The sequence below is a fragment of the Listeria grandensis FSL F6-0971 genome (genome assembly GCF_000525835.1).
GTDB lineage: Bacteria > Bacillota > Bacilli > Lactobacillales > Listeriaceae > Listeria_A > Listeria_A grandensis.
Map to the genome: position 1 here is coordinate 655,836 of NZ_AODD01000002.1, position 14,420 is coordinate 670,255.

At 40.7% G+C, this 14,420-nt stretch carries 15 protein-coding genes and 2 pseudogenes; 5 read left to right on the forward strand and 12 right to left on the reverse strand.

What is annotated here, in order from left to right; translation table 11 throughout:
• Positions 1-24: 24 nt before the first annotated feature.
• The gene (gene mltG, locus PGRAN_RS03775; RefSeq protein ID WP_036065158.1) at positions 25-1,092 is read right to left on the reverse strand and encodes an endolytic transglycosylase MltG; all 1,068 of its coding nucleotides are present in this window, start codon (positions 1,090-1,092) and stop codon (positions 25-27) included.
• 176 nt (positions 1,093-1,268) lie between these two features.
• Between mltG and PGRAN_RS03780 the strand changes: the two genes are divergently transcribed.
• Positions 1,269-1,916 carry a DedA family protein gene (locus PGRAN_RS03780; protein WP_036065160.1) on the forward strand — a complete coding sequence of 216 codons (648 nt, stop codon included), beginning with the start codon at positions 1,269-1,271 and terminating at the stop codon, positions 1,914-1,916.
• A gap of 92 nt (positions 1,917-2,008) precedes the next feature.
• Here PGRAN_RS03780 and PGRAN_RS03785 read toward each other — a convergent pair whose 3' ends face one another.
• The 4 genes from PGRAN_RS03785 to alaS form a co-directional block, all read right to left on the reverse strand.
• Entirely contained in the window at positions 2,009-2,302 is a 294-nt protein-coding gene (locus PGRAN_RS03785; protein WP_036065163.1) for a DUF1292 domain-containing protein, read from the reverse strand.
• Positions 2,303-2,321: 19 nt separating this feature from the next.
• The gene (ruvX, locus tag PGRAN_RS03790) at positions 2,322-2,738 is read right to left on the reverse strand and encodes a Holliday junction resolvase RuvX (RefSeq protein WP_036065165.1); all 417 of its coding nucleotides are present in this window, start codon (positions 2,736-2,738) and stop codon (positions 2,322-2,324) included.
• The gene (locus PGRAN_RS03795; protein WP_036065166.1) at positions 2,735-3,004 is read right to left on the reverse strand and encodes an IreB family regulatory phosphoprotein; all 270 of its coding nucleotides are present in this window, start codon (positions 3,002-3,004) and stop codon (positions 2,735-2,737) included. The genes ruvX and PGRAN_RS03795 overlap by 4 nt, the downstream gene beginning before the upstream one ends.
• 164 nt (positions 3,005-3,168) lie before the next feature.
• On the reverse strand, positions 3,169-5,799 hold the full coding sequence (gene alaS, locus PGRAN_RS03800; protein WP_036065168.1) for an alanine--tRNA ligase: 2,631 nt from the start codon (positions 5,797-5,799) through the stop codon (positions 3,169-3,171).
• A 519-nt stretch (positions 5,800-6,318) separates the two neighbouring features.
• Between alaS and PGRAN_RS03805 the strand changes: the two genes are divergently transcribed.
• Together PGRAN_RS03805 and PGRAN_RS03810 are read left to right on the forward strand one after the other, a co-directional pair.
• On the forward strand, positions 6,319-6,744 hold the full coding sequence (locus tag PGRAN_RS03805; protein WP_036065171.1) for an EVE domain-containing protein: 426 nt from the start codon (positions 6,319-6,321) through the stop codon (positions 6,742-6,744).
• Positions 6,745-6,757: 13 nt separating this feature from the next.
• Positions 6,758-7,007 (forward strand): annotated as a pseudogene (locus tag PGRAN_RS03810) (isochorismatase family protein); the annotation flags it as partial.
• A 147-nt stretch (positions 7,008-7,154) separates the two neighbouring features.
• Here the strand turns inward: PGRAN_RS03810 and PGRAN_RS03815 are convergent.
• Positions 7,155-7,841: an ABC transporter ATP-binding protein gene (locus tag PGRAN_RS03815; protein WP_036065172.1), complete on the reverse strand. Its 687-nt coding sequence runs from the start codon at positions 7,839-7,841 to the stop codon at positions 7,155-7,157.
• 13 nt (positions 7,842-7,854) lie between these two features.
• Complete coding sequence (locus PGRAN_RS03820; RefSeq protein ID WP_036065174.1) at positions 7,855-9,363, reverse strand: ABC transporter permease; 1,509 nt, start codon at positions 9,361-9,363, stop codon at positions 7,855-7,857.
• A 176-nt stretch (positions 9,364-9,539) separates the two neighbouring features.
• Between PGRAN_RS03820 and pieR the strand changes: the two are divergent.
• Positions 9,540-10,230: pseudogene (gene pieR / locus PGRAN_RS03825) on the forward strand (two component system response regulator PieR).
• Entirely contained in the window at positions 10,227-11,663 is a 1,437-nt protein-coding gene (pieS, locus tag PGRAN_RS03830; RefSeq protein ID WP_051998405.1) for a two component system sensor histidine kinase PieS, read from the forward strand. Before pieR ends, pieS begins: the two are co-directional and overlap by 4 nt.
• Before the next feature lie 100 nt (positions 11,664-11,763).
• Here pieS and PGRAN_RS03835 read toward each other — a convergent pair whose 3' ends face one another.
• From PGRAN_RS03835 to PGRAN_RS17150, 5 genes are all read right to left on the reverse strand, one after another.
• A complete protein-coding gene (locus PGRAN_RS03835) occupies positions 11,764-12,252 on the reverse strand; it encodes a hypothetical protein (RefSeq protein ID WP_036065177.1) in 489 nt (162 codons plus the stop codon).
• 38 nt (positions 12,253-12,290) lie between these two features.
• A complete protein-coding gene (locus PGRAN_RS03840; RefSeq protein ID WP_051998406.1) occupies positions 12,291-12,791 on the reverse strand; it encodes a DUF2971 domain-containing protein in 501 nt (166 codons plus the stop codon).
• Positions 12,792-12,910: 119 nt separating this feature from the next.
• Positions 12,911-13,303 carry an immunity protein YezG family protein gene (locus tag PGRAN_RS03845; RefSeq protein WP_241433265.1) on the reverse strand — a complete coding sequence of 131 codons (393 nt, stop codon included), beginning with the start codon at positions 13,301-13,303 and terminating at the stop codon, positions 12,911-12,913.
• Positions 13,263-13,406 (reverse strand): immunity protein YezG family protein, encoded by a 144-nt coding sequence (locus tag PGRAN_RS17145; protein ID WP_241433266.1) that lies wholly within the window; start codon positions 13,404-13,406, stop codon positions 13,263-13,265. The genes PGRAN_RS03845 and PGRAN_RS17145 overlap by 41 nt, the downstream gene beginning before the upstream one ends.
• Positions 13,407-14,420: DNA/RNA non-specific endonuclease (locus PGRAN_RS17150; protein WP_241433267.1), on the reverse strand; the 1,014-nt coding region annotated here is incomplete at its 5' end.

Genomic DNA, 14,420 nt, shown 5'->3' on the forward strand with positions numbered 1-14,420 from the left:
AAAGACAAACGCTTATCATGCTATTTATTGATTGTTTGTAATGTGCTCTTCTTTTAATTTGTTATGTTCTTCCAGCGTTTTTGAAAAGTACACTTGACCCGTTTTTTGGTTCGCTAAAAAGTAAAGGTAATCCGTTTGTGTTGGATGTAAAGCGGCTTTCATCGATGTTTGACCGCTATTAGAAATCGGACCCGGTGGCAAGCCTTTATTTTTGTAGGTGTTATACGGTGAGTCGACCTTCAAATCCTGATACAACGTCCGCGATTTATGTTTGCCTAATGCGTAAAGAACGGTTGGGTCGGTTTGCAGCGGCATGTTTACTTTCAATCGATTGTAGAAAACACTCGAAATTTTGTTGCGATCCACATTGGCCGTCGCTTCTTTTTCTACGAGAGAAGACATGGTCAAGAATTTATGCACCGACATCTTTTGCTTAGTGCGCTCTGCTTTATATGGTTGAATGTTTGTGTCTGTTGCTTGAACCATATCTGATAACATTGTTTTGATATCCGTTTTATCACTATATTCATAGGTTGCTGGATAGAGATAGCCTTCCAATGGATGCTTAATGTTTGCCGCTAAGACATCATTCGTTACAGTATCTGGATATTTTGTGATTAATTCGTTAATAAACGCCTTATCGTCCATCGTTTTTAAAATATCTTCCTTTTTCAAGGTTGGTTGATAGTTGACCATGCGATCGGCAATTTGATCTAGTGTGTAGCCTTCTGGAATAATAAGTTTAGATGGCGCAATTACTTGGCCTTTCTTCAACTCATTCACCACTTGCTCCACCGTCATCGATGGACTTAATTTATATTTCCCGGCTTTTAAGTTCGTTTCGTTTTTATATTTTACATAGTACGTAAAAATCATACTGCTATTAATAACATTGTTTTCTTCGAGGATATCTCCAATTTCCGATATTTTGGAGCCTTTAGGAATATTGACAATCACTGATTTTTGGCTCGCGGCATTAACCGCTTGGAGTTGTGAATTAACGTAAAAGTAGCCCCCAACAGTGAGTGCAACCAATACCACGGCTATACTTGAGATAATAATCGTGATCATCTTGCTCTTGGATTTTTTCATATTTAAACCTCTTTCATTCGTCTCTAAAAAACATTACCTATTCCATTATAACGGTAATCACTACTAGAGTTCAACTAGATTATAATAAAAATATAAATTCGTGACGTTTTCGACAAATTTGGCTATAATGAGAGCTATAATTAAACGGTTGAATTTGAAGTGAAAGAAGGCTATCTATGTTACATTCTATTGTTGAAGCATTACAAAATTTTGTCATGACCTTAATCGACCTATTCGGGCACTGGGGAATCTTCTGGGCAATGGTGATTGAAAGTGTTTGTATCCCGCTTCCAAGTGAAGTCGTTATGCTCTTTGGTGGCTTCATGGCAGAAGCTGGTGACTTAAATTTCTGGCTTGTCGTCTTTGCAGGAATTTCCGGAAACCTCGTTGGCTCTCTTATCGCTTATTATATCGGAAAATTTGGTGGGCGAGCACTTGTTTTAAAATTCGGGAAATATATTTTCTTAAATGTAGGACATCTCGACCTGGCAGAGCACTGGTTCCAGAAATATGGAGCATCTGCAGTATTTTTCGGACGTATTTTACCGGTCATTCGTACCTTCATTTCTCTTCCAGCAGGTATCGCCAACATGAATATTTGGAAATTCGTCATATATACCATTTTAGGTTGCATCCCATGGAACATCTTCCTAACATACTTAGGCTACAAATTAGGCGCCAATTGGAGCGTGGTCGAACAATACACCCGTCCAATCAGCTACGCCATGCTCGCACTTTTAGTCGTGATTGTGGTATATTTGATCGTAAGAATAGTCAAAAAACGCAAAACTGGCGTAGAAAAAATGAAAGAAGACGGGCGATAGGGCACTGGGCTAGTGCTTACCGCTCGTCTTCTTTCTTCAAGTTAAGAATAACCTATTTTCAAACGCTAGACCTCAGAGGCGCTTTGAACGATTTATTCAGCGTCTTCGTCTTCTAAAAACGTCGCCAATACTTCTTCGATCATATCCCATTCTTCTTCTGTTTCTACAGGCTTTAATTCGCCTTGCGTCCCATCTTCATTTTCGATGAATGAAGAAGCTTGTAATTCAATTTCTTCTTCGTCTTCCGCGCTTTCAGGATAGTAAAGTACGTATGATTTCTCAAACTCTTCGGAATTGAACGAGAAAAGAACCGCGTAAAGCTCCTCGTTACCATCTTCGTCTACTACTGTTATATGTTCGTGATCATGTTCATGATTTTCTGTCATAATGGACACCTCTTTTTAATTAATTATTAGAATCTAAATAAGATTGCAATATCATCACGGCTGCAAGCTTATCGATGACTTTCTTACGCTTTTTACGACTAACATCTGCTTCTAGTAAAGTTCGTTCTGCAGCCGCAGTTGTTAGACGCTCGTCCCATAATACAACGGGAACACCAACGCGATTTTCAAGCACTTCGGCATACTTTTCAGAAGCTTCGGCGCGTTCACCAACCGTGTTGTTCATATTTTTTGGCCAACCGACCACAATTTTTGTGACACCGTATTCGGCTACAAGTTCTTTCACGCGATCGTAACCGAATTGCTTAGCGCGTTCATTTATTGTGATTGTCTCAATGCCTTGTGCGGTCCACCCCAGCTCATCACTAATGGCTACACCAACAGTCACCGAGCCAACATCTAATCCCATTGTTCTCATTTGTCACCAATCTTATTGTTTTTTAGGTATGCCTTTACTAATTCTTCAATAATTTCATCACGCTCTAGACGGCGGATCAAATTACGGGCGTCATTATGGCGCGGAATATAGGCTGGATCACCAGAAAGTAAATAACCAACAATCTGATTAATCGGATTATATCCTTTTTCTTCCAAAGCGACATAGACTTGCCCCATCAGAATTTTTACATCTTCTTCAATAGAATCATCGCCAAAACTATAAAACATTGTTTTATCAGAAGCCATTTTGATCAGCACCTCTTTTCCATTGTTATCACTATTGTCCACATTTCATTCTACACTAAGTAGCGGAAAATAACAAAGAAGATGCTGACCCAATTATTTAAAGTTTTTGTTGTCTAATCCGAGCATGACTTATAACGCCAAACCTCAGCGGAGCTTTTAGTGATTTATTGTTGCGCTGCCACCCATTCTGTTACGTAAGCCAAAGCCCCCGCAAGTTTCTTTGGATCTTTCCCTCCAGCTTGAGCTGTATCTGGGCGACCACCACCGTTACCACCGCAACGTGTCGCAATTTCTTTTAATAGTTTACCAGCGTGATAGCCGTCTTTAATTAAGTCTTCGGAAACAGCAGAAATCAGGCTCACTTTGTCATCATGTGCCGCTCCTAGAACGAGGATCCCGCTTGCTTTTGTTTCTTTCCAATTATCCATATATTGGCGAAGTTGGTTCATGTCTTTCGCATTTACTTGTTTTGCGATGACTGGTACGCCACCAACTTTCTCAGGATTGCTGAAAATATCTGCGCTCGCTGCACTTGCAAGTTTTGCTAATAAGGATTCGTTTTCACGTTTTAATTCGCGCATTTCTTGATGCAATTGTTCAACCTTTTGTGGTGATTCTTTCGGTGTTGTTTTCAGCAAGTGCGCCGTTTCTTTCAGGTAGTGTTCTTGTTGATTTAGGAAACGGTAAGCTGATTCGCCTGTAACGGCTTCGATACGGCGTGTCCCTGCTCCAATACCACTCTCAGAAATGATGTTGAAAAGACCGATTTCGGATGTGTTTTTCACGTGCAAGCCACCGCAAAGTTCAATGCTGTAGTCACCGATACGAACGACGCGGACAACATCGCCATATTTTTCACCGAATAGAGCCATCGCGCCAAGTTCTTTCGCTTCTTTAATCGGCATTTCTTTGATGTCAACAGTGAGTTGTTCCCAAATTTTGCGGTTAACAGCGTGTTCCATTTTTTGCAGTTCGGCTTCGGTAATTTGGCCGAAATGGGAGAAGTCAAAGCGTAAACGATTCGGTTCTACGAGCGATCCGGCTTGGTTGACATGCTCGCCCAAGATATCTTTTAGGGCCCGGTGAAGTAAATGTGTCGCAGTATGGTTTTTTACGATGCCACGACGGGATCCTTGGTCTACATGGAGCGTCACTTGATCGCCTTTATTTAAGCTACCTTCTTCAATGCGGACTTCATGAATATTTTGTTTGTTTGGCGTTTTTTGGACGTTCAATACCGCTGCGCTAAAACCTGATTTTTTAATGGTTCCTTGATCAGCGATTTGTCCACCACTTTCTGCATAAAATGGTGTTTCTTTGAAGATGACTTGTACTTTTTCACCACGTGATGCGCTTTCTGCTAAGCTACCTGATTTGATGATGTAAAGTACTTCTGTTGCAATCGATGTTGTTTCATAGCCAACAAAAACGCTCTTTTCAGTCAAACTTGTTAGAAGTTCTGTTTGAACGCTCATAGATTTAACGTCTGCACGAGCACTACGCGCGCGATCACGTTGCTTCGTCATTTCTGCTTCAAAACCAGCGTGATCTACCGTTAAACCATTATCTTCTGCATATTCTTCGGTTAATTCCACGGGGAAACCAAATGTGTCATAGAGTTTAAAAATGTCGGCACCACTCATTTGACCAGAATCTTTTGCAGCAGCCATCATTTCTTCTAAAATAGCCAAGCCTTCATTTAGTGTCTCGTGGAATCGTTCTTCTTCGGTGCGCACAATTTTTTGGATGAAATCGGTTTGTTTCTCTACTTCTGGGTAGTAGCTGTTCATGATTTTACCAACGACAGGCACTAATTTGTACATAAACGGCTCGTTGATATTTAGGTTTTTAGCGTAGCGAACGGCACGACGCAATAAGCGGCGCAACACATATCCGCGACCTTCATTCGATGGCAAGGCGCTGTCACCAATGGCAAATGCTACTGTACGTACATGATCCGCGATAACTTTAAATGCTGTGTCCGTTGCAGGATCTTGACCATATTTCACACCAGAAATCGCCTCTACTTCACGAATAATCGGCATGAATAGATCCGTTTCAAAGTTGGTTGGTGCGTCTTGAATGATCGAAACCATACGTTCAAGCCCCATCCCAGTATCAATATTTTTCTTTGGTAGTGGCGTGTATGTGCCATCTGCATTGTGGTTAAATTGCGAGAATACGAGGTTCCAAATCTCTAAATAGCGCTCGTTCTCACCGCCTGGATATAGCTCTGGATCAGTCGTATCGTTACCATAAGCCTCCCCACGATCGTAAAAAATTTCACTATCTGGGCCACTTGGACCCTCGCCAATATCCCAGAAATTGTCCTCAATCGGCACAATATGATCATCCGTCAAGCCAACCTTTTCCTTCCAAATCGTCTTCGCTTCTTCATCTTCTGGATAAACGGTAACGTATAATTTGTCAGGATCGAAGCCAATCCATTGTGGGCTCGTCAAAAATTCCCATGCCCAAACAATCGCTTCTTCTTTAAAATATTCACCGATTGAAAAGTTGCCTAGCATTTCAAAAAATGTATGATGGCGCGCAGTTTTTCCGACGTTTTCGATATCGTTTGTACGGATCGATTTTTGGGCGTTCGTAATACGTGGATTATCTGGAATCACACTTCCATCAAAATATTTTTTCAGCGTTGCAACTCCACTGTTAATCCATAATAAGGATGCATCATTGATTGGTACAAGCGGCGCACTCGGCTCCGCTTTATGGCCTTTTTCCTGGAAAAAATCAAGGAACATCTGTCTTACTTCAACACTCGATAATTGTTTCATTTTTATTCCTCCTTTTGGTTGGCGCGAGCATGGATACAAAACAAAAAGCCTTATATCGTCTCGCAATACAGGGACGAATATTTTCGCGGTACCACCCTGTTTGCAATGATATAAGACTTGATCATTACCTCTTTAGAATCCTTAACGCGGAAATAGACGAAAAATAGTTTAATAAACGTGAGTTAGCACAGAAAACGCCTGCTCGTTTGTGTTCTTCCAGCCAATGGAACACTTCTCTTGGAAACGCGCGTACTTCTTTAGGCTCACACTATTTTTAATTGTATGATACTTGAAATTATAAAGGATACGGCGGGTTCTTGTCAATTATTAATGAATTGACACAAATAATTGTGCGATTTATAATAAGTGCGCATACATAAAGCGCAGGAGGGAATGGATGGCTTGCCCATTAAGATACGGGCATGATGCCTCTCGCTCCACTTTTTTATTTATTTGTGGCGACACACAACTGTAAAACAATCACTCACAGAAATAGATTTAACGAAAGAAGTTGATTAAATGACAAAATATTGGATTGGTGTTGCGTCTGCAGATCATGTGGAGCTAGGCGTTGCGGGCGGGTTTTCACAGTTATGCCATGGCAAAGAAGCACCGCTGAAACAGATGAAACCGGGAGATTGGCTGGTTTATTATAGTCCCAAGCAAACGCTCGGAGGGGACGAGAAACGGCAATGTTTTACGGCAATCGGGCGTGTGAAAGGTGCAGAAGTCTATCCATTTGCGATGAGCGAAACGTTTGTACCTTATCGTAAAGATATTGATTTCTTTCCGGATGCCAAGGCGATTCCGCTGCATGATATCTCCACTTTAGATGCATGGCAAAAATACCGTTCCTCTCTTCGCTATGGTCATTTTGAAATTGATAAGGCGTTCTTTCTTGTTCTTGCGGAGAAAATGGGATTGCCTATGAAGTATGAATCGTGAAAGGAATGAACAGATGGTGCAAAGTGATGTTTTAGTGGTGATTGGTAGTGACGCTTGGGCTTTGATGCCTATGCTTGATGATAGGCCTACTGACATATATATCAACAAAACACATGCGAATTCCTTTTATAAAACGGCGTTACCGACTATCCTTGATAATTTAAATGTGCAGAAAATCGAATTTTGTGGTGCTCAAACGGAATATTGTGTGGATACAACGATCCGATTTGCGCATGGATTAGGTTATGATTGTTACATGACACGTGGATTGCATACAACGGCTGATAGTGACTTGCTAGATGCGAAAACGATCATGGCGCATCATAGCATGATTTGGGATCGACGTTTCCTTCACTTTTTTGAATAAATAAAGAACGCAAAGCTGGTATGAAAAGCTTTGCGTTCTTTGTTTATAGGACGGCTGCGACTTGCTCTTTCACATCAAATTGTCCATTCTTCATCGTGATTTTCACGTCGGATACTTTTGCGATTTCAGGATCATGCGTTACCATAATAACGCACTTACCTTCTTTGTGCGCTAAATCTTGGAACAATGTCACGACTTCTTTACTGGTTCTCTCGTCGAGATTTCCAGTCGGCTCATCTGCCACGATAAGGTCCGTTTCGCAACACAATGCGCGGGCAATTGAGACGCGTTGTTGCTGGCCGCCACTCAAGGTCAGGACTTTTTGGTGCGCCATTTTTTCGTCAATACCAACTTTGGCAAGCATATCGAGTGCGAATTGTTTTTTATCTGCCTGATTTACATGCGTGATTTCCATTGCGGTTGTCACGTTTTGAAGCGCGGTCATGTAGGTTAATAAGTTATAACTTTGGAACACGATGGAAACGTACTGGTTACGGTATTTGTTGAGGCCAATTTTTTTCAAGGACAGGCCTTTGTAGAAAATTTCGCCATCTTGTTGTGCATCAAGGCCGCCAGCTAAGGAGAGGAAGGTTGTTTTTCCTGATCCTGAGCTCCCAACAACCGTGTAGAAAACGCCTGTCGCAAAGGTGTAATTTATTTTATCCAAAATTGGATTGTCATTTTGTTTATAGGCATAGCTTACATCTTGGAATTCGAGAATTTTTGTCATCAGGGTCACGCTCCTATTCTTGTTTGGTTAAGATTGTTTTTGGATTCATGCGTAGTACTAGGATGGATGGGAGAAGTACGGAAATGAAGGCAATGCCAACGCCGATTCCGCCCATTTTCAGCATGTCTTCTAGGCTTACTTGGATGTCGAGTGATTTGATTTCAGCAGTGTTCGCTGTGAGTGATGAACCAAATCCTGGACCTCCGCCACCTGGGCCACCATTTCCCCCTGGACCTCTTTGGTTCGTTGTCGTTGATGTCGATTCTGATGCTGTTGCGTTTTGTTGGGTTAGAAGTTGATTTCCAACAACTTGCGCGACATAGTGACTGCTTACCGCAGCGATTCCGAACGATAGAATGGCCACCACTAAAATTTCAACAAGGAACTGGCCAACAAGTTTGGATCGTTTTTCACCGATGGCGAGTAAAACACCCATTTCGTATTTACGTTCGCGGATCTGCATCATCACGAGTAGTCCAAGGATTAATGCGCCTGCAATCGATACGATGTACACGACATTTTTAGAAAAAGCGGCTACGTTATTGATGGGGCCAATCATTTGTTGGTATGTCGCGTCATTAGCGTCTAATTTGAATGTGTCCCAATCCACAGCAGTCACTTTTTTCGCTGCTTTTTCGAAAGCGCTGATGTTTGCTGCATCATCCATGAAGTAAATCGCGGAATCAACAGTGTCTTTTGCATCGCTACCTTTGATTGTATTGGCAACTGTGTATGGTACGTAAATGGTGTTATATGGATTTAAGAATGAGAAGTTAGCTGCTGCGTCACTTCCTGCATCGGTTGTTTCATAGATACCTTGAATGGTTAGTTCGACCGTTGTTGCTTCGTCGCTCGATTGGATTTTTATTTTATCGCCAACTTTGAGGTCGTTCTCTTCCGCTAGTGTTTTTTCGATCATGACGACATTTTTGCCAACGTCGCTTTCTGTGATTGCTTTACCGGACACGAGTTTGTCTGTGCCTGCTTTAAATTTCGTCGCTGTCGCGGAATCAAGTACACCGGAAACGCTTAGGTCGGCTTGCACCATTTGTGGACGGTTGGTATCACTGCTATCTCCACCTGGACCTTGTTGCTGCGCTGAGGATGTAGAATCATCGGATTGCGATGTGTCGCTTGATGATGCGATTGGCTCAAATCCGGATGCTAGGGCTTGGGTGTTGGAATAGAGATTGTAACCCGCGACGTGATCCAGTTCTGCTAATTTCTTGGCTGCTGCGACTGCGACTGGCGTGGATTCGAACATGCGTCGTTCAGTCGTTGTACTGCTACTGCTTGATGACGACTCTTTTTGTTGCGCCTCCATTTGTTTTTCGCGGTCGACGCTTAAGGTCACGTCCCCACCAAGTTCTTGTCTTGCTAGTTCGCTTGCTTTATTTGCCGCAGATTGAATCGTAAACCCGGAAAGAATAAGGACGCACACGATTGTAAAAATAAATAATTGCAAAATGGTTCTTCCTTTTCTTGCTTTCATGCTAAGTATTGCTCGTTTGATAAAATTCATATCGTTTCCTCCATTTCGTCTTGCTCTTTCTATAGATTAGACGTAAGGTATGAAAAAAATATGAACAAATTGTGTGCGGTATTTTAAACTTTTGGGAAAAACATTATTTAGCTTGATTTCGTGGCGAATATAGTCTAATTTTAAGGGAGAGCTTTAATGAGAGAGAGGCAAAAATGATGAAACTATTGATGATAGAAGATAACGTTAGCGTTTGTACGATGATTGAGATGTTTTTTATGAAGGAAAAGATAGACGCCACGTTTGTGCATGACGGCTTGGAAGGTTTTGAGACATTTGGTAAAGAAGATTGGGATATCGTGATTATCGATTTGATGTTGCCAGGGATGGATGGCATGACGATTTGTCATAAAATTCGCGAGACGAGCGATGTACCGATTATTATTTTGACAGCAAAGGAATCGGAGTCAGATCAAGTGTTGGGACTTGAGATTGGTGCGGATGATTATGTGACGAAGCCGTTCAGCCCGCTCACGTTGATGGCGCGGATTAAAGCAGTGACGCGTCGCAAAGGTCAAGCGGTGGAAGTAAAGCCCGCGGATGATGATATTCTAGAAACAACCTATTTCAAAATTAGTAAAAAAAACGCGGGAAATGTATTTTGAAGGACGCTTACTCGAAGCGTTGACGCCGAAAGAATTCGATTTGTTATACTTCTTAATGAAGCATCCACGTCAGGTTTTCTCGCGGGAACAATTGCTGGAGCAGGTTTGGGGCTATCAGTTTTATGGGGATGAGCGGACCGTAGACGTTCATATTAAACGATTGCGTCAGAAAATCGCGACCGAAGCGCACCCGTTTCTTCATACCATATGGGGCGTTGGCTATAAATTCGATGAAACGGAATGATCAAAATGAAATTTAAATATTTTTATCAGCTTTTTTTGACACAGTTTGTTATTTTGTTTATCGCCTGTTTGATGATTGGGTTACTGATTTCGCATTTTATGAAGGATTATTTATATGAGACGCAAGTGGAGGATTTGACCGCGTATGGGGAAGAAATCGCGAAAGATGTGCAGAATATGTCGGACCGGGAAACTGGAAGTCCGATTTTGCAGACGTATCAGCAGATTTTAGGCGTGAAGAATATTCATTACGTGATTTTTGATGATACTGCTGCGATTGTTTATCCGCAAACGCATCGCCCGCTTCCACCCGATTTCCATCTGAAAACTGACGAATGGAAGGAATTGCAGGAAGGCAAGACGGTTTCGACGCTAGTAGACACACGCTTTACTGACCAATTGACGCGCGTGAGTATTCCGATTGAAAAAAATGGCGAATTTGCCGGTGGAATCATGCTTACCTCGCCAATTAGCGGCACCGAGAAAGTCATCGGCAAAATTAATTGGTACGTTTTTTATACGATTCTGATTTCGATTACGATCGCCCTGATTTTGAGCGCGATTATTGCAAAACTACAAGTGAATCGTTTCCGTAAGCTAAGTTCAGCGACGAAGGAAGTCATTAAAGGCAATTACAGTGTGCGTTTGAAGGAGAATCCGATTGATGAAATTGGCGCACTCGCTGGTGATTTTAATAAGATGACACAGACGCTGGAAGAATCGGCAATCGAGATTGAGCGCCAAGAAAAGCGCCGACGCCAGTTTATCGCCGATGTTTCCCATGAAATGCGGACACCACTCACGACAATTAGCGGTTTGACAGAAGGTTTAGTCAACGATATTATTCCAAAAAGCGAGACAGATCGTTGCATCGCGTTGATTGATACCGAAGCACGGCGCTTGGCACGGCTTGTGAATGAGAATCTCGATTATGAGCGCATTCGTTCAAATCAGATTCAACTGCATAAAACGACTTTCGCCGCACATGAATTTTTAGCGATTATCAAAGACCAGCTACAATTGACCGCTGAAAATAGAGGCGACCAGATTATTGTGGACACCCGAGATTCCGTCCAAATTTTTGCAGACTACGACCGATTGATGCAAGTTTTTATCAATATCGTGAAAAATAGCATCCAGTTTACCGAAAACGGCACGATTACCCTTTCCGCGAGGCAGGAATATAAAGAAACGATATTCGAGATTAGCGACACAGGAATTGGCATGGATGAATCCGAAGTCGAGCAGATTTGGGATCGCTTCTACAAAGCCGATATGTCAAGGACGAGCACAAAGTTCGGCGAATCCGGCATTGGGCTGTCGATTGTGAAGCAGTTGATTAGTTATCATGATGGTGAGGTTAGCGTGCATAGCGTGGCCGGTGAAGGGACGACATTTACGATTAAACTGCCGTTTTTTGTGGATAATGAATAGGTAAACTCAAGCTAGCTCCCAATTACTAATCTTGGTAGCCATTTATAAGCCAATCAAAAAGTTTTTCAACTACCTTTTTGATTGGCTTAACTTCTGATATTTACTCTGGTAATATCGACACATCGCCAGTTTTACCATTAAAGTGTGTCGATATGCTCTTCCCGTTACAGTCCCTTATCTGAAAAAAAGTATCTGTGCTATTTGGTATCAAGGGAAATGAACTATCCAGTATAAGAATATCATCATCCGTTACTTCATGAATAGTATTAATCCATGCTGATGTAAGAACACGATAAATTGGTACATCTAAATGTAATCCTTGAATTTTTTTCAGATCTATCTTTGAAACATCATTTCCTACTATTATGGCTTTTAGTGATTCCTTGTAATCAACAAACAGATTCTTTTGAACTTCATTGGCATGAGCAACCCATCTATACTCAGTCTCGTCTCTCCAATAAGGGAGTTTATGAAAAAAATATGATTTATTATGAATCAGACATTGCCATTTCAAGCACTCTTCTAATTCATTTTTCTTTAGCATGTCAAGATTAACTGCGAATGGATCATTTGTTGGGTAAAGCAACATTGGATATTTCCATAAAAAGAAAGTGTAAGAAATACTAATTAAAAGAAAAAAAATTCAAAATAACCTCCCTCCCATTTTTTTATTGGCTGAAACCAGTCTATATTCGTTAAATCATACGTATATCTAACAGGACCACTGTACATTAATTCGCCAGTATCACTATAAGCACTTTCTAATAAATCAAAATCAAATGCCAGCATAACTCCTTTATGCTTGTCCCCATATTCATTCCACATCCGCATATCAAAGAAAGCTCTATTTTGTGTATAATCGTCCAAATATTGTTCTTCCTCTTCAACTTTAAAGCATGTCATAAAAATATGTTCATTTAAATAAGTTCTAGCTTTACTAAATAATGTTTTACTGAAATTCCTTCCTTGATCCGAAGTTATTGAGTAAAAATTAAATGGCCAATCTTTAGACTCCTTAGGGTCATTGACCTTGTTGAAATTATTCATCATAATTGTGTTATTAGGAAGTATATATTTCACAGCAGTATCTACAGAAGTAAAATGATACGCCAATTTTTCGTTTAACACTAGTACCTCTCCTTTTATAAACTAAAATCTACTATCATCACAAACGTTCTTCTTGCAAACGATTACTCAGTCATCTCCATACCAACCATAAAATTTGTTGTTGAACATAGCTATAATTACTACTCTTCATTCGAAGATACCCGTTTTATATGTTCATTTATTAATCTCACCCCGCTACTATTATTATCTTTAGGCAGTATACCCAGTCTCTCGTATTTCCAAATGGTCACACGTTCATAGAAAGTATACCCGTACTCGTCCAATGCATCATAACTATAATTTATTTCAAAGCTACCAGTAGAATCTAGAGTAAAATTCACACTTTTCCATGCCTCTTGTTTATTAATTATAAATTCGTTCCATAATGACCTTAAACAATTATCAAGCTTGTCCGTCTCCGCTTCAATTAACTCCTCATCTACACCCTCCATATCTTCAATTTCCAAGCTATAAATAGGAGTATTGGTGTCTTTAGGATAGTAGTAAAAAAAAAGTCGCATCTCTTTCTTCATCCACCTCAGAATATAATAAAAACTTGTCCCATTCTTCTGGAATTATCTGCATTACATGATTGGCTATCTCTTGGTATAATCGCTCCATATTTTCTGTATTCATTTATTTTCCTCCATATGTGTTATTCAGTTTCTCTTTGAAAGGTTCACCATCAATTGTATATCTTATTTCAAATTTAGATGGACGTTTTGACATCCCCTCATATTTAGGTTTTATTTCAACCTCTACAATTTTGCCCTGCGAAAGCGCTGTTGCCCAATCATTTTCAATTTTTTTATAGGCACTAACATTAACGTTACCATTCATGGCTACAATATTGTCAATAAGCGGGGAACCATTAAATCTGGTTGCAATTAAATGACCACCGTGATCACCCTGTGTACTCGGCGCTTTAATCCTATCTTCCCCGCCAGCTTTCAACTGATGAGTCGCATTCCTTTCACCAATTTGTAAGCTTAAAGGTCCTTTCGCACTGTTTATACGTCCTTGACTATCCGTTTTATACAAGTATCCATTACTAGCATACTTAACATTTGGTTTTAACTCATACTCACTTAAAAAATGATTGTTATCTTTGAGTACAAATCGGTTAGATGTTCCTTGATAATCCTTCCCCTTGAGCTTTACATCACTATATATCTTGCTGACGCTATTCTTAGGTAACTTGATTCCTTTACTCTTCATTGTGATGCCGCCTAATAAGGCAAACGAAATAATTGAAAAGCTTTGCATTTTTGTCAGTGGTACATCGGGATTTAGTATATTAATGCCTTTCACTGCGCCCACCATATAATCCGTCATGAAATCGCCAGTTTCCTCGGATGTCACTTTAATTGTACCATCTTTTAAGCCGTCATTGTAGGCAATACTCGCTTCTGCGGTTTCGTGATTCGTGATGCCATTTTTACTTAAGACCCAGTAACTACCTTCCAGCGTCTTCGTGTAATCATCGAAATTATACGTTTTCTTTGGCTTCTTCTCTGGTACTAGATGGTTCAACCAGCCCAGTTGCATTTTGCTGGAATCGTAGGTGTGTGTTGTCGCATTGAATGCTTTTCCTGCCATGATTTCATTCACGCCGGTCTTCACTTGGTACATCCGCGATAAAACATCATA

Bases quoted from the DNA above. Each gene is read 5' to 3' on its own strand.
- mltG (WP_036065158.1), bottom strand. From the start codon at position 1,092: ATGAAAAAATCCAAGAGCAAGATGATCACGATTATTATCTCAAGTATA.
- PGRAN_RS03780 (WP_036065160.1), top strand. From the start codon at position 1,269: ATGTTACATTCTATTGTTGAAGCATTACAAAATTTTGTCATGACCTTA.
- PGRAN_RS03785 (WP_036065163.1), bottom strand. From the start codon at position 2,302: ATGACAGAAAATCATGAACATGATCACGAACATATAACAGTAGTAGAC.
- ruvX (WP_036065165.1), bottom strand. From the start codon at position 2,738: ATGAGAACAATGGGATTAGATGTTGGCTCGGTGACTGTTGGTGTAGCC.
- PGRAN_RS03795 (WP_036065166.1), bottom strand. From the start codon at position 3,004: ATGGCTTCTGATAAAACAATGTTTTATAGTTTTGGCGATGATTCTATT.
- alaS (WP_036065168.1), bottom strand. From the start codon at position 5,799: ATGAAACAATTATCGAGTGTTGAAGTAAGACAGATGTTCCTTGATTTT.
- PGRAN_RS03805 (WP_036065171.1), top strand. From the start codon at position 6,319: ATGACAAAATATTGGATTGGTGTTGCGTCTGCAGATCATGTGGAGCTA.
- PGRAN_RS03815 (WP_036065172.1), bottom strand. From the start codon at position 7,841: ATGACAAAAATTCTCGAATTCCAAGATGTAAGCTATGCCTATAAACAA.
- PGRAN_RS03820 (WP_036065174.1), bottom strand. From the start codon at position 9,363: ATGAATTTTATCAAACGAGCAATACTTAGCATGAAAGCAAGAAAAGGA.
- pieS (WP_051998405.1), top strand. From the start codon at position 10,227: ATGATCAAAATGAAATTTAAATATTTTTATCAGCTTTTTTTGACACAG.
- PGRAN_RS03835 (WP_036065177.1), bottom strand. From the start codon at position 12,252: ATGTTGCTTTACCCAACAAATGATCCATTCGCAGTTAATCTTGACATG.
- PGRAN_RS03845 (WP_241433265.1), bottom strand. From the start codon at position 13,303: ATGAAGAAAGAGATGCGACTTTTTTTTTACTACTATCCTAAAGACACC.
- PGRAN_RS17145 (WP_241433266.1), bottom strand. From the start codon at position 13,406: ATGAATACAGAAAATATGGAGCGATTATACCAAGAGATAGCCAATCAT.